Source organism: Kosakonia sp. HypNH10 (genome assembly GCF_029850615.1).
GTDB lineage: Bacteria > Pseudomonadota > Gammaproteobacteria > Enterobacterales > Enterobacteriaceae > Kosakonia > Kosakonia cowanii.
Genome location: NZ_JAOTIU010000002.1, coordinates 232,578 through 253,337, shown reverse-complemented (window position 1 = coordinate 253,337; position 20,760 = coordinate 232,578). Strand labels below are relative to the sequence as shown.

General features: G+C 54.6%; 22 protein-coding genes. 13 read left to right on the top strand and 9 right to left on the bottom strand.

All coding sequences use genetic code 11. The features are described from left to right. The first annotated feature begins 166 nt into the window (after window positions 1-166). Complete coding sequence (locus N7V53_RS07435) at window positions 167-2,098, top strand: methyl-accepting chemotaxis protein (protein WP_279792941.1); 1,932 nt, start codon at window positions 167-169, stop codon at window positions 2,096-2,098. 87 nt (window positions 2,099-2,185) lie between these two features. Here the strand turns inward: N7V53_RS07435 and N7V53_RS07430 are convergent, their stop codons facing one another. Then, a complete protein-coding gene (locus tag N7V53_RS07430; RefSeq protein ID WP_279792940.1) occupies window positions 2,186-3,118 on the bottom strand; it encodes a LysR family transcriptional regulator in 933 nt (310 codons plus the stop codon). Window positions 3,119-3,210: 92 nt separating this feature from the next. Here N7V53_RS07430 and N7V53_RS07425 point away from each other — a divergent pair, with 92 nt between their 5' ends. After that, window positions 3,211-3,687 (top strand): GNAT family N-acetyltransferase, encoded by a 477-nt coding sequence (locus tag N7V53_RS07425; RefSeq protein ID WP_042716233.1) that lies wholly within the window; start codon window positions 3,211-3,213, stop codon window positions 3,685-3,687. A 162-nt stretch (window positions 3,688-3,849) separates the two neighbouring features. Beyond that, the gene (locus N7V53_RS07420) at window positions 3,850-4,293 is read left to right on the top strand and encodes an SRPBCC family protein (RefSeq protein ID WP_279792939.1); all 444 of its coding nucleotides are present in this window, start codon (window positions 3,850-3,852) and stop codon (window positions 4,291-4,293) included. A 79-nt stretch (window positions 4,294-4,372) separates the two neighbouring features. On the opposite strand, the gene N7V53_RS07415 is transcribed toward N7V53_RS07420, so the two are convergent. Both N7V53_RS07415 and N7V53_RS07410 read right to left on the bottom strand, forming a co-directional pair. Next, the gene (locus tag N7V53_RS07415) at window positions 4,373-4,822 is read right to left on the bottom strand and encodes a hypothetical protein (protein WP_279792938.1); all 450 of its coding nucleotides are present in this window, start codon (window positions 4,820-4,822) and stop codon (window positions 4,373-4,375) included. Window positions 4,823-4,918: 96 nt separating this feature from the next. After that, window positions 4,919-5,818, bottom strand: a complete 900-nt coding sequence (locus N7V53_RS07410; RefSeq protein ID WP_279792937.1) for a LysR substrate-binding domain-containing protein — start codon at window positions 5,816-5,818, stop codon at window positions 4,919-4,921. A 153-nt stretch (window positions 5,819-5,971) separates the two neighbouring features. Here N7V53_RS07410 and N7V53_RS07405 point away from each other — a divergent pair, with 153 nt between their 5' ends. From N7V53_RS07405 to N7V53_RS07390, 4 genes are all read left to right on the top strand, one after another. Beyond that, on the top strand, window positions 5,972-6,505 hold the full coding sequence (locus N7V53_RS07405) for a sugar ABC transporter (protein ID WP_279792936.1): 534 nt from the start codon (window positions 5,972-5,974) through the stop codon (window positions 6,503-6,505). Between the two features lie 4 nt (window positions 6,506-6,509). Further along, window positions 6,510-6,836, top strand: coding sequence for a hypothetical protein (locus N7V53_RS07400; RefSeq protein WP_279792935.1), 327 nt, complete (start codon window positions 6,510-6,512; stop codon window positions 6,834-6,836). Between the two features lie 13 nt (window positions 6,837-6,849). Continuing rightward, a complete protein-coding gene (locus tag N7V53_RS07395; protein ID WP_279792934.1) occupies window positions 6,850-7,677 on the top strand; it encodes an MBL fold metallo-hydrolase in 828 nt (275 codons plus the stop codon). 498 nt (window positions 7,678-8,175) lie between these two features. After that, window positions 8,176-10,416 carry a hypothetical protein gene (locus N7V53_RS07390; RefSeq protein WP_279792933.1) on the top strand — a complete coding sequence of 747 codons (2,241 nt, stop codon included), beginning with the start codon at window positions 8,176-8,178 and terminating at the stop codon, window positions 10,414-10,416. 97 nt (window positions 10,417-10,513) lie between these two features. Here N7V53_RS07390 and N7V53_RS07385 read toward each other — a convergent pair whose 3' ends face one another. Next, window positions 10,514-10,975: a GNAT family N-acetyltransferase gene (locus N7V53_RS07385; RefSeq protein ID WP_279792932.1), complete on the bottom strand. Its 462-nt coding sequence runs from the start codon at window positions 10,973-10,975 to the stop codon at window positions 10,514-10,516. Between the two features lie 113 nt (window positions 10,976-11,088). Next, window positions 11,089-12,105: an NADP-dependent oxidoreductase gene (locus N7V53_RS07380; RefSeq protein ID WP_279792931.1), complete on the bottom strand. Its 1,017-nt coding sequence runs from the start codon at window positions 12,103-12,105 to the stop codon at window positions 11,089-11,091. A gap of 89 nt (window positions 12,106-12,194) precedes the next feature. Here N7V53_RS07380 and N7V53_RS07375 point away from each other — a divergent pair, with 89 nt between their 5' ends. Further along, window positions 12,195-13,097, top strand: a complete 903-nt coding sequence (locus tag N7V53_RS07375) for a LysR family transcriptional regulator (RefSeq protein ID WP_279792930.1) — start codon at window positions 12,195-12,197, stop codon at window positions 13,095-13,097. 57 nt (window positions 13,098-13,154) lie between these two features. On the opposite strand, the gene N7V53_RS07370 is transcribed toward N7V53_RS07375, so the two are convergent. Further along, a complete protein-coding gene (locus N7V53_RS07370) occupies window positions 13,155-13,394 on the bottom strand; it encodes a biofilm development regulator YmgB/AriR family protein (protein WP_076770223.1) in 240 nt (79 codons plus the stop codon). A 255-nt stretch (window positions 13,395-13,649) separates the two neighbouring features. Beyond that, entirely contained in the window at window positions 13,650-14,378 is a 729-nt protein-coding gene (locus N7V53_RS07365) for an SDR family NAD(P)-dependent oxidoreductase (RefSeq protein ID WP_279792929.1), read from the bottom strand. Between the two features lie 99 nt (window positions 14,379-14,477). Between N7V53_RS07365 and N7V53_RS07360 the strand changes: the two genes are divergently transcribed. The 3 genes from N7V53_RS07360 to N7V53_RS07350 all read left to right on the top strand — a co-directional run bounded on the left by N7V53_RS07360 (window position 14,478) and on the right by N7V53_RS07350 (window position 17,402). Further along, window positions 14,478-14,861: a helix-turn-helix domain-containing protein gene (locus tag N7V53_RS07360; protein ID WP_023479848.1), complete on the top strand. Its 384-nt coding sequence runs from the start codon at window positions 14,478-14,480 to the stop codon at window positions 14,859-14,861. Window positions 14,862-15,367: 506 nt separating this feature from the next. Beyond that, complete coding sequence (locus tag N7V53_RS07355) at window positions 15,368-16,345, top strand: DUF1852 domain-containing protein (RefSeq protein ID WP_279792928.1); 978 nt, start codon at window positions 15,368-15,370, stop codon at window positions 16,343-16,345. 25 nt (window positions 16,346-16,370) lie between these two features. Next, window positions 16,371-17,402, top strand: a complete 1,032-nt coding sequence (locus N7V53_RS07350) for a methionine synthase (protein ID WP_279792927.1) — start codon at window positions 16,371-16,373, stop codon at window positions 17,400-17,402. A gap of 141 nt (window positions 17,403-17,543) precedes the next feature. On the opposite strand, the gene N7V53_RS07345 is transcribed toward N7V53_RS07350, so the two are convergent. Next, entirely contained in the window at window positions 17,544-18,086 is a 543-nt protein-coding gene (locus N7V53_RS07345; RefSeq protein ID WP_279792926.1) for a heme-binding protein, read from the bottom strand. A 6-nt stretch (window positions 18,087-18,092) separates the two neighbouring features. Further along, complete coding sequence (gene uraH / locus N7V53_RS07340; RefSeq protein WP_023479884.1) at window positions 18,093-18,503, bottom strand: hydroxyisourate hydrolase; 411 nt, start codon at window positions 18,501-18,503, stop codon at window positions 18,093-18,095. Between the two features lie 135 nt (window positions 18,504-18,638). Between uraH and hprR the strand changes: the two genes are divergently transcribed. Together hprR and N7V53_RS07330 are read left to right on the top strand one after the other, a co-directional pair. After that, window positions 18,639-19,319: a response regulator transcription factor HprR gene (gene hprR / locus N7V53_RS07335; protein ID WP_279792925.1), complete on the top strand. Its 681-nt coding sequence runs from the start codon at window positions 18,639-18,641 to the stop codon at window positions 19,317-19,319. Then, on the top strand, window positions 19,312-20,667 hold the full coding sequence (locus N7V53_RS07330; RefSeq protein ID WP_279792924.1) for a heavy metal sensor histidine kinase: 1,356 nt from the start codon (window positions 19,312-19,314) through the stop codon (window positions 20,665-20,667). The genes hprR and N7V53_RS07330 overlap by 8 nt, the downstream gene beginning before the upstream one ends. Window positions 20,668-20,760 lie beyond the last annotated feature (93 nt).

The window sequence follows — 20,760 nt, the reverse complement described above, 5'->3', positions numbered from 1 at the left end:
TTTAAACAATTTACTTCATGGACAATTCACCATGCGTATCTATAATTCCTTTGTCGCCAGCTTTCTTTAAATTAAAACCTCCTGAATCCAGGGGGTTAATTTTTATCATGAGCGCATTAACCATTTTATTGATGCCATTTAAAACATTACAATCACCAGGGTAAAAATGAAAAGCCTATTAAATAAAATTAACCTCTCCACGAAGTTTATGGTGCTGGGTATCATTTCACTTCTCCTCTTTGCACTGCCGACTGCTTTATTTGTTAATGAAAGCAGCCAAAAAGTGCAGGCCAAACAGGTTGAACTGAAAGCGATTCCGGTTGAGAAAAAGCTGTTAAAGCTGCTTAACCTGATTCAGCGCCACCGCGCCGAATCCGCTATTGCTGTTACGCAAGGCAACCCGGCTTACCCGCCGCGCATTGCGCTGCGCGATCAGATCAACGTGCTGGCTGATGAGATCAGAAAAGATATCGTGGCTGAAAACCCGGATGCGCACCCTTTACAACAGCTCGACAAGGTTAATCAACAGTGGCAGGCGCTGCAAAACCAGATCGACAGCCGCAGCCTGACCGCGCCGGAAAGCCTGGTCTCCCATGCCGCGCTTATCCGCAGCCTGCTGGACTTCAATATCGACGTGCTTGATTTTTATGGCCTGTCGCTGGATCCCGATTTAGATACTTCGCAACTGATTACGGCGGCGCTCTTTCACCTGCCTGAGCTGACCGAAACTCTGGGCCAAATCCGTGCCAGCGGTACCTCACTGCTGGCGAAGAAAGATGGCATCAGCGAGACCGACAACGCCCGCATGGAGTTTCAGATTGGCAACGGCGAAAAAGCGCTGCAGTTGTTTGACGTCGGCATGAAGAAATACCTGAGCACTAATGAAGAGATCCGCAATCTGTTTGGCCGCAAAACGGAAGGTGCTATTCAGGGCGCGACGCAGGCACTCTCTACGGCCCGCGAGATCTTTATTACCCATTCGCGCCCGGCGATGGCACCGACGGAGTATGTGGCGATCTTTACCGAAGCCATCAACAACTTCACCGTGCTGGGTAACGGCATGAGCGATGAGCTCTCGCAGCAGTTAACGAAGCAGATTTCAGCGCAGCGTAGCGCACAGATCACCCTGCTGGCGGTGCTGATCTTCAGCGCGCTGTTGGGTATTGCCCTGACGGTGATGATTATTCGCTCGATTACCGGCCCGGTTAATGAAGCGGCGCGCATCGCGCAGGAAGTGGCAACCGGCGACCTCACCTCCCGTATTGCCGTCACCGGCAGTAATGAGATGAGCGCGCTGTTGCAGTCCCTGATGAAGATGAGCGAACACCTCTCATCGCTGGTAAATGATATTAAGAACAACGCCGTGACCATTGCGACCTCCTCTGAAGAGATCGCCAGCGGCAACAGCGATCTCTCCTCACGCACAGAAGAGCAGGCCGCTTCGCTGGCGCAGACTGCCGCCAGTATGGAGCAACTCGCCTCGATTATTCAGCAGAATGCGGACAACACCCGCCATGCCGCGTCGATGGCAGGCTCGGCAACCAGTGCCGCGCTGCTCGGCGGTGAAGCGATGGAGTCCGTGCTGGCCTCGATGCATAAGATCAGCAACAGCGCCGGTCAGATTGAAGAGATCATCGCGGTGATTGATGGCATCGCCTTCCAGACCAATATCCTGGCGCTGAACGCCGCGGTTGAAGCGGCCCGCGCGGGCGAGCACGGTAAAGGGTTTGCCGTTGTCGCCTCCGAGGTGAGAGCCCTGGCGCAGCGTTCCGCTGTGGCGGCGAAAGAGATTAAAGAGCTGATTGAAAACTCGGTGAGCGACGCGCAGTCGGGCATTAAGATGGCGGAAAACGCCGGTGACAAAGTGAAGCAGAGCGTCAGCGCAATCGAGCAGACCTCAATGCTGATTAACGAAGTCTCCGCCTCTTCTGCCGAGCAGAGCTCCGGGGTGTCGCAGATTAATATCGCGGTAAGCCAGATGGATCAGGTGACGCAACAGAACGCCGGGCTGGTTCAGCAGTCAGCCTCTTCGGCAGACGATCTCGCCGAGCGCGCGGCGCGCCTGCGCCAGCTGGTTGCCGTCTTCAAAACGCAGTAACCCTCTGCTGCTCAGAATGAACCCGTTCTGAGCAGTCGACCCTGATGCCGCCCGGATCGTCAGGCGGCGTCCTCTCCTGCCCCATTTTCACCGCCCGCTTTTCATCTCCTGCGCCAGGATTTGCAGCGTCGCCTGCAACCAGCTTGTCGCGCCTCGCTTGCCGCTGCGCTTATGGGAGTATATCTTCACTTCAAACGGCGCGATGTCGAAAGGTAAGGCAAAGAGCGTGATATCCACGGCGGGCATCACTTTCTCAGCGGCAAAACGCGGGATCGCCATCAGTAAGTCGCTTTGGGCGACGATAAAAGGCGCGCTCAGCATCGACGGCGTTTTGATTGCTATCTGCCGCGTATACCCCATCTGCTCAAGCTGTAGATCAATCACTCCCTGCTTCTCATTCCACGGCGTCACCACAAGATGCCGCGCTGCAAGATAATCCTCAAGCGTCAGTGCGGATCGGCTCTTGTTGCTGATAACGACATACTCATCCCTGAACCAGTCGATCTCATCCAGTTCCGGATGGCGAACCTCATCCGGCGTACTGAAGCCCAGCGCCAGGTCGACCTCTCCCGCCAGTAATTCAGTGAGCGCCGGGCTGTGCGGAAGATAGATCAGGTCAAAGCCGAGGCCGGGCGCGTCGTGTTGCAGTTTCTCCATCAGCGCGGGGAAGATGCAAAACGCGGTGAAGTCGGTGATGGCGATCTGCAAACGCTCCGTCGTGGTAGCGGGTGAGAACTCCGGCTGCGGCGTCAGCTCCTGATTGAGAAATTTCAGCGCCGAGGCGATCGCGGGTGCAAGCTGGGTGGCATAGACGCTGGGGCACATCCGGTGTCCTTCCCGGTAAAAGAGCGGATCGTTGAGCGTGGATCGCAGCCGTGAGAGCGCATGGCTCAGCGCCGAGGTGCTCATCGCCAGCTCATCCGCCGCAAGGCGCACCGAGCGGTAACGGTATACGGCATCAAAAACCGGCAGCAGATTGAGATCAAGACGCCGCAGCGCCGGATGCATAATATTCATCATGGTGTGATTTCATTGCACTTAATTCTTCAGACGATACCCCTTATGCTTAGCGCCAGCAATCTCACCTCTTGACCAAACGAACAGGAAAACCGATGAGCCTCACTATTCGCCCGGCCTGCCCGGAAGACGCATCCGCTATTTACGACATGATTTATGAACTGGCCGTGTATGAAAAAGCACCGCAAGAGGTGGTCACCACCCCGGATGAGATCCGCGAGACGCTCTTTGGCGCGGGCAGCAATACCGAAGCGTTAATCTGTGAAATTGCGGGTAAAACCGTCGGTTATGCCGTCTTCTTCACCAGCTACTCCACCTGGCTCGGCCGCAACGGTATCTATATGGAGGATCTCTATATCTCCCCGGATTATCGCGGCCAGGGTGCGGGCAGAGCGATGCTGAAACAGATCGCGCAATATGCCGTGCAGCGCCGCTGCGGCCGCCTTGAGTGGAGCGTGCTCGACTGGAACCAGCCGGCCATTGATTTTTACCTGAGCATCGGCGCGCTGCCGCAGTCTGAATGGGTACGCTACCGTCTTGATGGCGACGCGCTGCTGAAGTTTGCTGAATAAACGGCGCACACCGCAGCAGTGTGGGGGGCTAAACGCCTCACTCCGCTGCGGTGATTTTTGTGGTAACAGCAACAAACAGCGACAGGTGGTTTGACCTGGTGAGCGGCGCTGGATTATAGGTATAGCGGGTACTATTAATTTCCTGAATCTAACGAGAAAAAAATGAGCACAGATAACGTCTGGAATCACGCCTATACGCTCACCATCGACAGCAACCCTAAAGCGATCTGGCAGGCATTTACCGACACAGCGAACTGGAAGCGCTGGAATCCAGGCGTGAAAGCCATTCACGCCGAGGGGCCGTTTGTGACAGGAACATGGTTCACAATGGTGCTGCCGGACGGTGACAACATCCGCAGCCAGCTAGTAGATGTTTGCGATGAAAAATACTTTATTGATGAGACCTGGGTGGATCAAACCCGCGTCGTTGTGGAACACCGCATTGAACCCTTAAGCAGCGGTCAGAGCCGGGTTGTCTATGCCATCAGCACAGAAGGCCCGGACGCGCAGGCTTTCGGCGAAGGCATCAGCGCCGACTTCCCTGAGGTAATTGCAGGGCTGGCGAAATACCTGGCTGAAACCGAACCAAACATTGCAAAGCAATAATCTGTCGGGCCACTTAAACGGCAACCAGCAAGCCAAGCGGGCGTAATGCCCGCCAGGAACAGAGACAGCAGATATTTATTCAGAGAGAAGAAGAGGAGATTTCTTTTACTTCTGCCTGTGGATTCGCTTCTTTAACCGCGCGTAAAAAATCAGCGAAATTATGGTTGAAGAGGGTAATGTTGTGATAAAAACTGACCTGTTTTTCCGCGCCATCGCTCTGCCATGTCACCACCCAGTTTCGTCTGTTATTGACTCTCATGTAGCCCGGCTTAACCCGTACTATTTTTGCAAGCGGAACTTTGAGCTTCACCGTTTCCTTAATCTGATAAAAAAACGCATCGTCGTAGTAATAGAGCGTGCGAGATGCGAATAAACCGAACAATGACGGTGGCGTGGAAATTTTCTTTAGCCCGTTGCTCTCCGTAATGATTTTTTTCGGATGACGTAATGATTTATAGAAGGATCTCATTAGCCTCCAAAACAGAGCGACGGGAACAATTAACATAAAAAAAGCAAAAATTTGCTGCATATACTTCTCCAGGACTTCGGTGGTACAAACCTTCTCAGAACATATAAAGTGCATTTAATACCAATAAAACAACAAACGTAACGCCACAGTTCACTTTCAATCGCTGCTGCCGAGCGTATTCATTTCCGCCAGCAACCAGCCTTCAAAACGCTCCAGCGCGGCTTCATTGATTCCCGTCTCCGTCGGTTTGACTAAACAGAATCTTTTGCTCAGGCTTTCTGATGCAGGCCACGGTGAAACAAGCGTGCCGCACCGCAACTCATTCTCGATATACATACGTGGAACCAACGCGACGCCCTGCCCCGCCATAACGGCCGCGATGGCCATTTCATGCAGATCGTAGCGTGCGCCCTGCGCCGGGTTATCGAGGTCTATTCCGCTCTCCTGCGCATAGCGATGCCATGCATCGGGATTCTGTCGTCGATGAATGCGCGGAAGTGCGTTTAACTGCTGATTGACGTCATCATGAGTCAAAAGTGCAGGATGGCAAACAGGCAGCAGATTTTCCTGAAACAGAAATTGCATACGCATACCTGCCCACGCGGAGTGTTCAAAATGAATAACGGCGTCAAAACCGCTGCCCGGCAAAATAAATGGATCCGTTCGGGCGGCGATATTTAAAGTGATATCCGGAAACAATGCGTTAAAGCTGTTCAGGCGGGGGATCAGCCAGCGGCTGGAAAAGGTCGGCAGGACAGCGATATCCAGGCTTTGACTCCCTTGCGGCATTCCCATTATGTATTGCGTATCCCTTTCCAGCCGATCGAGGGTTTCACGCACGTGATGTGCGTAGCGCACGCCAAGCGGATTAAGCTTTACCCGGCTTCCCACACGGTCAAAGAGTTTACAGTTCAGCAGCGCTTCAAGGCGCGCAATCTGGCGGCTAATCGCCCCTTCCGTTAACGATAGCTCCTCTGCCGCCCGGGCAAAATTTCCGTGCCGCGCTGCGGCATCAAAAGCCTGAAGCGATGCACTGCTGGGTATTTTTCTGCGCATAGAAGAGGCTCCTTGCTCTCACCTTCAATGACTAAATGTCACTGATGCATGACATAGTATCGATTTTAAGCGGTTAAACCAGCTTGTAACATGATGAAAAATCATTGAGCAAACCTGTTTGCTTGCGTTTATGACTCATGTGGAGATGGGCTGATGTTCTATACCGTGGAGTGCTCGTATACCGATGCTGAAAGCGAGGCTGAATGGAATGCGTTTTACAGCCAGCAAAAGCTACCCGCATTAATATCTGTTACTGGCTTTACCACCTCTCAACGCTTTCGTGCTCTCCAATCTGGCTGCCCGGCTTATCTTGCCATTCACACTGTCGATGATGCGGATGTGCTCAGCAGTGAGGAGTATCGTTTAAAAGGAGGCGGTAATTTTTCCCGTTGGCAGGCCTGCATTACTGACTGGCACCGTAACCTCTATACCGGTGACGGCCTTGCGCCAGCCCTCGCTTCCAATGAAATTTTGCTATTGAGCGCAACACCAATCGGCTTTTTAGAATCAGAACTGGGATATCAAGGCCTGGAAATGGCCGCGGTGGCGCTGGATAAAAGCCCTGCCCGGCGCGTTGCCTACGTTTTGCCTGCTGAAGTTGCTTCGCCGTTTACGGATATGCCCGGTGTCTGGCTCTACGGGGCTCTTACATCGCAGTTGCAGAGCACTGAAAAAGGGACGCCATAACGTCATGCCTAATCTGACTTTTTATATTTCTGAAAATCATGCTGACAAGTTTCAAAACCTTGATGCGTTAACCAACAGATGCAGCGCCCTCTGCTGTGACATCCTCGGCGCAGAACGTAAAAATGTGCATATCATTTTTATCGATGTAAAGCCGGGCTGCGGGCAACCGGTGTATGCCGAGCTATTTTACCGTCTCACTCCATTACGAACCCATGAAGTGATGGAGAAGTTTATGCGTGAAGTGGATCTTGCCACGCAACAGGCCTCTGGTCTGACGGCCCGTATACGCTGCTTTGGATCGCCAGCAGAACACCTTTTCGCCCGCAACTGACCCCGAGGTCGTGATGAACCACGCTTTTCCGTTCCGCCAGATTGGCGATTTCCAGATAACCGCGTTGAGTGACGGCACAATGTCAGCCAGTCTGGAGCTGTTATCAGGCATAGCAACAGCTGATGCAGACGTTATTCAAAGCAGTGCCGGAATTGATAAGCCCGGCGATATCCATATCAACTGTTACCTTATTCGCGGCCGGGGGCGGGTTATTCTGGTTGACGCAGGCGCAGGCGCGCCGGGGCAACTCACTGCCAATCTTGCCGCAGCGGGCGTCAGCCCTGACGACGTCGATACCATTTTATTAACGCACTGCCATCCGGATCATATTGGCGGCCTGCTCGACGCTGATAAAGAGCCGCTTTTTAAACGTGCTGAAATTATTCTGCATCCTCTCGAAGCGCAGCACTGGCGGGATGATAAAAAACGCGAAATGGCGAATGAGCGCGGGCAGCGTAATTTTTTGCTGGCGCGGCATACCTTAGAGGCTTATGCCCCGAATATCCGTTTTTTCAACGGCGAGAAAATAGCTGAAGGCATTCTGCCTGTATGGTTACCGGGCCATACTCCCGGGCATAGCGGTTTTCGCATCGATTCCGGGAGGGAATGCTTATTAATATGGGGCGATATTGTCCATTACCCGCATATTCAGTCAGCACAACCGGCTGTTTCTATTCTGTTCGACGTCGATCCCGCGCAGGCCGAGGAAACCCGGAAAAAAATAATGGAACAAGCGGTCAGCGAAAAACTGCTCATTGCAGGCATGCATTTAAATCAGGCAGGGTTTGCCCGCATTCTCCGGGATGGGAGTGGATACCGTATTGATTACGCTGAAAAATAAGTAGATTGCCTGGCTGGCGGACAGGGACGTTATGCCGCTGCGCCAGGCATTTATCTTCTCCTTCCTCACCCTCTGAATCTAACGAGGGATAAAAATTCGCTACCCATTCTCTTTTTTATCACTCCCTTTCTCGACCTTTTCGCAAAAAGCTATCACGAGACAGCCTTATGAATGCCCGCCCTTTCAGTGACAAATTCAACGTCACTTCGGTGAGCTAACGTTGCCATTTTTTGTATCGCGCGCACGGTTCCGTTGGCGCGTTTCTGCCTCTCTCAAGCGTTAACACCCGCTTCGTTTACCTTTCTCCATTAACAAAAAATATATTAATTTTTCTTATGCTTTAAAGAACGGAGCGCGATTTCCTTAGTACGAACCACTACAAAAATGCAACTGATTTAAAAGTAAAAATCGCTATTGAAAAGCCTGAATTGTCGGCGTACAGTAAAAACACTGTATATAAATACAGTATCAAACATCACTTAAAGGACATCACATATCATGGCTACTAATGAAAACAGCACCGCCATTACGGAAGTCGCCTCCTTTGCAGCGCTGCGTGCACGTAAGCCTGCAACCGAGGGTGAACGTGTTTTTCTGACCTCATGGAATGCGCGGTCAGCCTCCGATCGCTCCATCAATTATGGCGACGGATGGTTTATCGGGAACCTTGTGGCGGGCAGTGACGATGGCGGTTTTATCGCCAGCAACGGTGGGGCATACCACTGGCGACGCGATGCGGATATTGACGCACTCACCGTTCACGATTTCGGTGCTGTACCGGGCGGCACCGTTGACTGTGCTCCTGCCGTCAAAGCGATGTACGAATTTATGAACGGTACCTTTGCGCGTGGCGCAACCAACAATCTCTCCAGCAAAGTTGGCGTCCGTTTCGGTGCAGGCACCTATCTGATTAAGCCGCTCGACATGCGCCGTTACGGCAACAAGATCGCTGCCGACGACGCTGAACTGCGTTATAACCCAAGCGGTTACTTTGCCGCAGGTGACTTTGTCCTGCGCGGTGTGACCACCAGTTTCGGCAAACAGATTGCGACCCGCATTGTCTCCGATAAATCGAATTCAGCCGTGCTGGCGCTGAACCACCGCTATTTCTCCATTTACGGCATTGAGTGGGAGGGGCAGCAAACCGTCGAGCAGGATAAAAAGAGTAACCTGCTGATTGGCGCCACGCTTGGAGTGTTCAACGATACCGCCTCCAACAAGCAGCCGTTTCTGACCAACGAATGCGTGGGCGGCACCTTTGCTAACGTCTCCTACTTCAAGGCCAGCAATACCGGCGAGGCGACGATTTACTATCTCGACAGCCTCGACAGTAAATTTAACCAGATCTACTGCAGCAAGGTGGCGGGGCCGGTGATCAAAGTGGGCTGGAGTAACCGCCCAGCAGGCTCCTGGGATCACTCCACGGCGATTGAGCTTTCTGAATTCAACTTCCAGTACTGCTATGCCCCGGCAATCTGGATCCCGCGTCACGGCCAGGGGCTGATCCGCAACGGCTGGATCGAGCACAGCGCGGTGCCGATGGATATCAACAACGGCCAGTGGCTGATTGAGGCGCTGAGCATTGAATCATCCACGTATGACGCCGTGTTCTTCAACTCACGCGTGGTGATGTCGCAATGGTCAAACCCAACCGGCGTCAATTATGACCGCACCACCGCGCCTGGCAGCGATAAGTGGTTCAGCTACCCGAAAAACCCGGACGGCAGTGCGATCACTGCGATGGTTTCCGGCTATGAAATGGGCATGTCGCTGTTTCAAAATAACATTACCTATCTGGACAATCCGCTACGCGCTAAGTGGTTGAGCGGCATACTGCGCGGCACCATCGACAGCAAAAAACTGTGGCTGAATATCGGTTCGTTCCAGATGCCACAAACGGGCACCCACTGGAAGATTGAGGTCGATTGCCGCAGCACTTACGGCAGCCTGGGAGGAAGCGGCCCAATGCCGGTAAATAACGATCGCTCGGCGGGAACGTTGCATATTCACGTTGCGCGCGGTGCCGCGGATGTTCCGGCCGTGACCTACTGGATGGAGGGTGCGCCGGGCATTACCGAGGTGAAGTATATTGCTCAGGAGTTCAACAAGCTGCTACCGGGCTTGTGGATCAAACTTCCGGCGACCATTGGCGAGTATGCGGTGCACGTTCGCGGCACCGGCGAAACCAGCCAGGAGAGAGGGGAATGGGCCCTCTTTACGCCGGATGGTCAGGTGCAGGCTGAAGCACCGAACGGCGTGGACGCCGAACCCCGCGCCTCGATGCACAACGGTAAGGCGGGCTTCGGTGCGCAAAGTGATGTCGCGGCAATCAGCACCCGTTCGCAGGCCTCATCCAGCGTACCGGTTGAGCAATCCAAACCGCGCCAGTGGATGCGGGTAAATATCAACGGCATTGAGTATGCGATGCCTTACTACGCCTTTACGCCACAGATTAAGACCCAGCCGGCGGCAACCGTTTCTGTTGCCACAGGCGCTACGCTGAGCCTGACCGTGGACGCCAATGATGCCGCCAGCTATCAGTGGCAGAAATCCACCAACGGCACCAGCTGGAGCAATATCTCCGGTGCGAACAAGGCGACATACAGTAAGGATGCTGTCGCCGCAGGCGATGCAGGACAGTATCGCTGCGTGATCAAAGGGCAAGTTGCCGAGGCGGACTCCTCCGTGACGACCAACCAGGTGACAACTAAAACTTCAGTAGTGACCGTAACGGCCTGATACGGCTGATTAAACCGAAGGAAAGGCAGTAGGTAAAAATCCACGCGCTTGCGTGGATTTTCTTTGCCTTCGGCTAACTCACCGGCTCCTGCTCGCCTTATAAATTCTTACTCATATTGATGCCGGTCACGCCAAAGCCGATGGCCTCATAAACATGGCGCGCCCGGGCGTTATCACCCGCCACGCGAAGGCGGATCTGCTCAACGCCCTTCGCCCGCATCTCATCCTCAAAAGCTCGCAGTGCGCCTTTGCCAAGGCCCTGCCCCTGGCAAGCGTCGAAGATATGAAAATCATAAATAAAAACGGTTTGCATCGAAGCATCGGGTTTATACCAGAGATAGCCGACATGCTTCTCGCCCTCCGCCAGCAGGCAGAGCAGAACGTGGCCCGGCGTATTAACGCCTTCCGGGAGATCGTCTGCGATCTCCTGCGTGGCTCTGGCCTGCGCCTCTGCCTCAGAAAGGCGATAGTTTGCGGCAATCTCTCGCGCATAGTCCGCAATGAAATAGTCCAGATAAGCCGGGTATTCATCCTCACGCATGGGGCGCAATGTAATCATCGGTATTCCTTTTATTAAAGCGGGATGCGCATCGCCGCCCTGAGTTATCGGCGTTCACAATAAAGCGCCCGGTGAACGCTGTCAGCATAAAAGCGCTGGCAATATGAATCGCCTCACTTGACGCGCAGCACAATTTTGCCCTGAATACCGCCCTGCGAAGCGCGCTGATGCGCGGCGGCAGCGTCACGAAGAGGATAAATGCTGTCCGTCACGACGCGCACTTCACCGCTTGCCAGCAGTTGGCCTGCTTGCTGAAGCTGCTGACCGCTGGAGCGAACCTGGGTCGAAGAGACCGTGATCCCCCGACGCGCAGCCTCTTGTTGCCCGGCAAAGCCGAGCGGATTGACCAGATAGAGCGCTCCGCCGGTTTTGATGAGCGGGAGAAAGCGTTCCATATTCACGCCACCCACGGCATCCACCACCAGATCGACCGGCTGCGCGACCGTTTCTGCGGCATGCCGGGTGTAATCTATAAACTCGCTCGTCCCCAGTTCTCGCAGCAGCGCTTCATGTTTACCGGAAGCGACGGCAATCACCTGCGCGCCCCGCCAGCGGGCAAGTTGTACAGCAAAGTGCCCCACACCGCCGCCAGCGCCGTTAACCAGCACCGTTTTGCCCTTCAGCGAAACAGGAATATGTGGAAAAGGCTGGAAAGGGTTAGCTGCATGATGGCCGGGATCGATCAGGAACTGCCAGGCCGTCAGCAGTGACATCGGGGCGGCGGCGGCCTGCAAATAATCAATGCCCTGCGGCATTAACGCCAGTTCGTCGGTAGGCACCGCGATGTACTCGGCATAGGCTCCGCTGCCTTTCATCAGATCCTGCGGAAATCTCACCATGGAAAAAACATCATCACCCGCGCGAAAACCGTGTGCACCCTCACCCATAGCCTCGACAACACCGGCGATATCGGTTCCGGGAATAAGCGGAAAAACAGGGTTGGGCTGCCATTGCGGCGGTAACGTGCGGTAGCCATCGCGCAGATAGAGATCGGGCGGGTTAATGCTCGCCGCCTGCACCCGCACCAGCACCTCGCCAGCACCCGGCACTGGACGCGGCGCATCTTCATAACGCAACACTTCCGGCCCGCCAAATTCATGCAGTTGCACGGCTTTCATCATTGTACTCATCTTATTTCCTCTGCCTGGTATTCAGTAGCAGCAGAATATGACAGCGACTTCAGGTTGATAATGGGCCTGACTTTCGCTTTACTTGTGCCATGAAAGAACAAATCGGTTTTGAAAGCCTGACGGGGCTGATCGCTTTCGCACGCGCCGGATCCCTTGGCAGCTATACCGCTGCCGCGCGTGCTCTGTCGGTTTCGCCTTCGGCAGTCAGTAAAAGTATTCAGCGGCTGGAGCAGCATCTGGGGCTGGTGCTTTTTACGCGCACCACGCGCTCGCTGGCTTTAACGCCGGAAGGGCGCGATCTGCATGAGCGGGTCCTGCGGCTGTTACAGGATGCGCAAGAGATTGAGCAGGCGGCGAAGAGAGCCCGCGCTGAACCCAGCGGCACCGTGCGGGTTGCCGCCTCGCTGCCGGTCGGACTGCATATGCTCGCGCCCCTGCTGGCGCAATTTCGCCAGCGTCAGCCAGAAGTGCGCATCGATCTGCGCCTGGGCGACGAACGGGTGAATGTAATAGATGAAGGGATTGATGTCGCGCTGCGCATTGGTGATCTGCCCGATTCGCGGCTGTTGTCGCGCCGCCTTTCGCCCTACCGTCTCTGTTGTTACGCCTCGCCTGACTACCTGAGCAAACACGGCATGCCGCAGCATCCGGACGAACTGGTGGATCATGAGACGGTGAACCTGCGCTATAAAAGCAGCGGGCAGCTGTTTCGCTGGCCGTTTAACGTGGGAGAGCGAGAAGTCGAGTTAGTGCTCCCCGCTGCGATTGTCGTTGACGCCAGCGAAGGCGTGTTGACTACAGTAGCAGCGGGCGCAGGCATTGGAATGGCAGCAAGTTTTATGGCGGCGTCATGGGTTGAACGGGGCGCGCTTGTCCCTGTGCTGGCAGATTTTGCCGTTGAAAAGCACAATCTCACCGTGCTGTGGCCTGAGAGCCGCCGCGCGAATCCCGCCGTGCGTGCCTTTCTGGATCTATTATTTGCGCAGTTATAAACGCAGGTTTTTGAGAAGCATCCGCGCCTCAGGCAGAGCAGAGGCGCGGGTAAAACATTAAACGTCCAGCGTGCGAAGCACTACCAGTTCAAGGGCGTTACGCAGGACATCTTTACGGATCACATCCGTTTCAGTCTCTACGCGGGCGATCAGCGCCAGCATGATGTCTTTATTCGCCACGGTCGCTTTCACGGCCTGAAGCTCGCGTGTCACTTCATCAATGATCTCTTTTTCCGCCTCAAAGACCGAAAAAACTGACTGAAGGGTCTGCGGGAGTGTTGCGGTCGGATTATTCATTTTTATCACTCATTAAATGGGCCCGGATTACGCATGGTTGGGCCGGCAGCCTGGTAGCGAGGTAAGTTGTACAACTTACCCATGCAAACTTGTACAAGTTGCTACTATAGTGCCACTCATTCAGAACTGCAATGTCACTTCTGAAATAATTCACCACGCAATGAGTTGTTATGAGGCGTCTTTCTTTCGCTATGCGCGAAAAGCACGCACCCGGCTGCCGCTAGTGCCAGCGCCGGGTGATATCAAAAGCCCTGCTTATGCAGACATGCCGCCATCAATCACCAGTTCGGCTCCGCTGACGTAACTGCTTTCGTCCGAGGCGAGAAACAGCGCCGCAGATGCCACTTCGTCGGGATGTCCCAGCCGCTTCGCCGGAATCTGCGCGCTCAGCGTCTGCCTGACGTCATCACTCGCCTGGCTGAACATCGGCGTATCCGTGGGCCCCGGGCTAAGGGTGTTGACCCGGATGCCGCGCGGAGCCAGCTCGCTGGTCCAGGTTCGCGCATAAGATCGCACTGCGGCTTTACTGGCCGCATAAGTGCCATACCCGGAAACCGCCATGCTGCCGGCAATCGAGCCAAGCAGCACGATGGTGCCGCCCTCACCCATCTGCGTGATGGCCTGCTGCACGGTGAGCACCATTGCGCGCACGTTCAGGCCAAAGGCGCGATCGATATGCTCTTCCGTGCTCTCTTCAAGGCTCGCCGGTTCGGAAACCCCTGACGAATAGACAAGAATGTCGAGCTTTCCTGCCCTGGTATGAATGGTGTCAAACAACTGGGTACGATCCTGGGTATTAGTGATATCGCCCGCAATCGCTTCAACGTTACCGCCAATAAGCGTCACCGCTTCTGCCAGCTGCGTTTCGCGTCGACCGGTGATGAAAACATGCGCGCCCTCTTGCGCAAACCGCTGAGCAATCGCAAGGCCGATACCGCTGTTACCGCCGGTTACCAGGGCGGTCTTACCTTCAAGTTTCAACATGGCTACTCCAGAACGTGGGATGGACGCCTGATGATACATTTCGTATATTTACCGTCAATTACGCACCTGATATACACCAGATATAGAGAAGGTAACCTTATGTCGACCGATATCCCTGCCCTGCTGGCTGAAATCAACAGCACACGCCCGATCCTTGAACAGGTCGCCAACAAATGGTCGGTGTTGATTCTCACCGTGCTGTGCAGCGAACCCTCGCGCTTTAACGCCATTAAAAGGCGGCTCGATCCTATCACCCATAAAGCCCTGACCGAGGCGCTGCGCCGCCTTGAGCGCAACGGGCTGGTTAACCGCCGTGTTATCGCCTCATCACCCGTGGCGGTCGAATACTCCATCACGCCGCTGGGCCGCTCTTTACAGGATCCTTTTGTGGCGCTGGTAAGCTGGGCAAGGCAGTACGGAGTGGCAATTGAGCAGGCACAGGAGGTTTACGACGCGCGGCGCGCCACGGAAGAAGAGGTGTAAATTTTCCCGCGTAAACGGCGGGTGTAGGGTTTAAGAAGGGAAGTAAAGCAGATAACAACTCAAAGAAGATCCGCTTTGAGCGAAAAGCGGATATCGACCGCTGTCCGATTACCGTCAGACAGTCGCCATTAAGCGGCACAGGGTAGCGAAAAGTCTTAAGGTTTCTGTATCATCCGCAGCCGCATAAAACATGCCCAGAGTGCTAATCAGATTATGTTCGACATGAATAGAACTCAACGTCTGGCCTGCACTGCACCCGATCATGAAAGGGATTCATATTACCGTGAGATATGGTCACTTCCTCTTGCTCCGCGTTTCTGGCAAAACTATAGCGGAACTGTAACGGTAACACTTCAGGTTGCACATACATTGGCAGCGCTCGCTCCCCTCCGGTCACGTACTCCTGTACGCTCCGGGGATCCGCTTACTTGCCGCCTTTGCACAACTCGAATTATGTAGAGTACAGAGGCGATAAAATTTTATATCAGACGTCGGATGCGGTTTCTATGACTACACAATTTACCTTCACGATTAAGAGCGGGCGTTTTGACGAACATTATAACCCCTCCGAAAGTACGCGCATTACCACTAACTTTGCCAATCTGGCAAGAGGTGAGAACCGCCAGCAGAATCTGCGTAATACTCTGGCGATGATCAACAATCGTTTTAACAGCTTAGCCTGCTGGGATAATCCTGAAGGCGATCGTTATGCCGTTGAACTGGATATTATTTCTGTGACGATGAATATCGACGGCAGTGGTAACACCTTTCCGGCAATAGAAATATTAAACACCACGATCATCGATAAAAAAACCGATCGACGCATCGCAGGAATTACCGGTAATAATTTCTCCTCATACGTGCGCGATTATGACTTTAGCGTGCGTCTGTTGGATCACAATAAAAACCAGTCAGCATTCACTATTCCGGATGATTTTGGCGAACTGCACGGCAATATTTTTAAGCATTTTGTCCGCTCCGATGAATACAAAAATGCATTTAAAAAACCACCGGTGATCTGCCTGAGTGTGTCCAATAAAAACGCCTATTATCGCACCGGCAATCAGCACCCTGTTTTAGGATTCGAATACCAGCAGGATGGCACATCACTGACTGAAACCTATTTCAAAAAAATGGGCCTGCAGGTCAGGTACTTCATGCCCTCAGGTAGCGTTGCGCCGTTCGCCTTCTTTTTTATTGGCGATCTGCTGAGTGATTACAGCAATCTGGAACTTATTAGTACTATCAGCACCATGGAGACGTTCCAGAAGATTTATCGCCCGGAGATTTACAACGCAAATGCCGCAGCGGGCCTGCATTATCAGCCCGACCTGAATAATCAGGATCACTCATTAACCAAAATTATTTACGATCGCGAAGAGCGTAGCCAGCTGGCGATTGAGCAGGGGAAGTTTACGGAAAAACATTTTATCGAACCCTACAGGGATATTCTTGAGCAATGGTCTGCCCGCTACCCGCTTTGATTTATTAAATATAAGGTCACCTGCTATGAAAACATTGCTCCCCACTTCTACCGCCGGTAGCTTGCCTAAACCATCCTGGCTGGCCCAGCCTGAGACGCTCTGGTCGCCGTGGAAACTGCAGGACGCAGAACTTATCGCCGGGAAACAGGATGCGCTGCGCTTGTCCCTCGACGAACAGTTACGGGCCGGAATTGATATTGTCAGCGACGGCGAGCAAACCCGTCAGCACTTTGTCACCACTTTTATCGAACATCTGAGCGGCGTCGATTTCGAGAAACGCGAAACCGTCAGAATTCGTAACCGTTACGATGCCAGCGTCCCGACCGTTGTGGGTGCCGTCGAGCGTCAGAAACCGGTATTTGTTGAAGATGCCCGCTATTTACGTCAGTTGACGAAGCAGCCAATCAAATGGGCTCTACCGGGGCCAATGACCATGATCGATACGCTTTACGATAATCACTATAAAAGCCGTGAAAAGCTCGCCTGGGAGTTCGCTAAAATTCTCAATCAAGAAGCCCGTGAATTAGAGGCGGCAGGTGTGGATATTATCCAGTTTGACGAGCCGGCGTTTAATGTCTTTTTCGATGAGGTCAACGACTGGGGTATTGCCGCTCTGGAAAGAGCTATCGAAGGGCTTAAGTGCGAAACCGCCGTGCACATCTGCTATGGCTACGGGATCAAAGCCAACACCGACTGGAAAAAGACGCTGGGTTCAGAATGGCGTCAGTACGAACAGGCGTTCCCGAAACTGCAAACCTCAGGTATCGATATTATCTCGCTGGAGTGCCATAACTCCCATGTACCGATGGATCTCCTTGAACTGATCCGTGGCAAAAAAGTGATGGTCGGGGCCATTGATGTGGCGACCAGCGCGATTGAAACCCCAGAGGAGGTTGCTGAGACGCTGCGTAAGGCGCTGCAGTTCGTCGATGCCGATAAGCTCTATCCCTGCACCAACTGCGGAATGGCTCCGTTGTCGCGTCAGGTCGCCACCGGCAAGCTTAATGCTTTAAGCGCAGGCGCGGATATTATTCGCCGCGAGATTCTGAATAAATAAATCTGACGCACGACGAAAATAATAAACCTGTCTGGCGACCGGGACGTTCGCCAGACATTTAATCAGTATGTAAAAACCACAGTTAGTTTCCTGCTTGCGGCGGCTAAATCAGCCATCAGCCGATCCGGCCATCAGACTACTTCAACGGCTCTGAATTTTTCCTGTCCCCTCATCTGAGACTGTTTTATTCGTTGCCATTGCAGCACTGAGATCGGGAAGCTTATTGATCGCTTCCAGCCCACAACGTTCGTCGGATTCAGCGCCACCGGTGCCCGCCATGCCGATGGCCCCGATCCACTGACCGTGATACTTCACCGGCACGCCGCCGCCGAGCAGCAATAGCTCATTTACCGTATTGAGGTTGGCGGTCTCTGACGAGGCCTGCGCTTGCTTCGCAAACTGCCGGGTCGGCGTTTTGGTCGAGAGCGCCGTAAACGCCTTGCGCCAGGCGGCCTGCGTATTGTGCGGCCCGATGTTGTCATCGCGCATCAGCGTTACCAGGTTGCCGCCGCGATCGACCACCGCCACCACGCCCTGGCGATGCATGTCATGACAAACCGATAACGCTTCGGTCGCCAGCTGCGTAGCGAGCGCCTGCGTCATGTCATAAACGGTGGCGGGCGTTGCAGCCAGCGTCGTCGCGGGGCCTGCCGCCAGCAGCAGCGCGAGCATAAGACGTTTCATCAGCCCTTAGCTCCCGCGGTAGGTGGAGTAGCCGTACTGGCTCAGCAGCAGCGGAACGTGATAGGTGGTCTTTGTATTATCGATATGGAACTCGACCGGAATTTCCGGGAAGAAGCTCGGCTGTTTCTGGTCAGCAAAGTATTTACCGGTTTTGAAAATCACCCGATAGTCGCCCGCGGCAAACGGCTTTTCCGGCCACAGAGCACTGATGCGCCCGTCCTGATTGGTGCTGGCGGTGTTAAGCACCGTCCAGTTATCCCCCTGCTTCTGCTCAAGCGTCACCGCAACATTGGCGGCCGGCAGCCCGGTTTGCTGATTCAGCACATGGACGCTCAGCGGGTTTTTATCGGCCGCAAAGGTGAGAGCGGGCGCGGCAAGCAGTGCAGCCAGGGTTAACGCAGCGATAGACTTTTTCATGTTGGATTCTCCTGTGTTGATGACCCGGCATTTATACCTGCCCGCTTGCCGCAATTGCCTGTCAGAAAGATGACCATATTGTCATCTGGCGTTGAAAGGCTGGGGCGGCTCAAAATTTCGTGGCACACTGCGCCGATGAAACTGTTACTGATTGAAGACAACCTGAAAGCCAGCGCCTGGGTGCGCAAAGGGCTTGAAGAGGCGGGCTATATCGTCGATTACGCAGCGGACGGGCGCGATGGCCTGCATCTGGCGCTGGCGCATTCGTATAGCCTGGTGATCCTCGATATTATGCTGCCGGGCATGGATGGCTGGCAGGTGCTGAAAACCCTGCGTACCGCAAGCCAGATGCCGGTGATCTGCCTTACCGCCCGCGACTCGGTAGAGGATCGGGTTAAAGGGCTGGAGCTGGGTGCGAACGATTACCTGGTCAAACCCTTCTCCTTTGCGGAACTGCTCGCGCGCGTCAAGAATCAGCTTCGTCAACACCAGCCGCACAGCACGACGCTGCGCGTCGCCGATCTGGTGATGGATTCAGCGCGTTTTCAGGTGACACGAGATGGCATGCCCATCGCGCTGACACGCAAGGAGTTTATGCTGCTGTGGCTGCTCGCCAGCCGTCACGGTGAGATCCTGCCGCGCACGCTGCTGGCGAGCGAGATTTGGGGCGTCAATTTCGACAGTGAAACCAACATTGTTGATGTCGCCATTCGCCGCCTGCGCCGCAAAGTCGACGATCCATTTGCGCAAAAGCTGATCGCCACCGTCCGGGGCATGGGGTACTGCCTGTCCGTGCAGGAGCCAGGCGATGCATAGCCCCTCCCTGACACTCAGGCTGACGGCGATTTTTACGCTGATTATGGCGCTGGCCTGCGGAGGCATCAGCCTGATCCTCTACAGCGCCCTGCGCAGCGAGCTGGTGTGGCGCGACGATCAGACGCTGATCAACCGCGCCGCGCAACTGCGCCAGCTGCTGGAAGATGGCGCTCAGCCGGAGTCGCTGCCGCTCTACTTCAACCGCATGGTCGATATTCGCCAGGATATTCTCAGCATCCGCCCGCAGCAGGCGCAAAACGTCACCATTAACCATACCGGCATCGCGTTGCCCGACATCGCACCGACCCCGGTTAACACCCCGCCCAACGCGCAGCAGCTGCACCGCTGGCGCAGCGCGGATGATATGGATGCCTCGGCGCTCAGCCTGCAAGCTAACTCCCCGCGCGGGCCGGTCACCGTCACGCTTGCCCGCGTAGCGCGTGAGCGGGCAATGATGCTTGAGCGCTACCGCCAGCAAAGCATTCTGGTGTCACTGGCGGCCATTCTGCTCTGCGCCGCCCTCAGCCCGCTGCTGATTCGCCGTGGCCTGCGCTCCATTGGCCGTTTAAGCCAGATTGTGGCCGAGACCGCCAGCGACCGCTTAAATCAGCCGGTGCCGTTGCAGGCGATCCCGCAGGAGCTGTTACCCCTTGGCAATGCGCTTAACGCCATGCGCCAGAGCCTGTCGACGGACTTTATCCGCCTCACCCAGTTTGCCGACGATCTGGCCCATGAGATCCGCACCCCGATCAATGTCCTGTTAGGCCAGAATCAGGTGGCGCTGAGCCATCAGCGTTCCGTTGCCGAGTACCAGGCGCTGCTTGAAGGGAATATTGAGGAGTTGGAAGCGCTGTCGCGGCTGACGGAAAACATTCTCTTTCTTGCGCGCGCCACGCATCACAATATCAAACTCAATCAGGAAACCTTCTCGCTCAGTGAGTCGCTGGAGATGGTGATCGATTTCCTCGAACCGCTGGCAGAAGAGCGTGAAATGGTTATCGAGCTGAATGCGCAGGGCAGCCTCACCGCCGATAAGATGCTGTTTCAGCGGGCGATAACTAACCTGCTGACCAACGCCATTCGCTATGCGCCGGGAAAAGGGACGATTGCCGTCAGCACGGCTTATCGCGGTAACGCTGTTGAAATTGAAGTGGCGAACGACGGGGAGCCGCTTGCCGAACCGGAAAAAGCGTTCGAGCGCTTCTGGCGGGGAGATAATGTCCGCCACACCGCCGGCAGCGGGCTGGGGTTATCGCTGGTGAGCGCCATCGCCGCGCTACACGGCGGCAGCGCCTGTTATCGCCACGCGCAGGGCAAGAATATTTTCGGCCTGCGTTTGCCTTCCTGACACGCCGCCGATCGGGATTAAGCGGCGTAAAGCAGCGCCGCGCCATATGAGTCGTTCAAAAAACTGGTGAGCAGAAGGTTACGGCTGATTAAG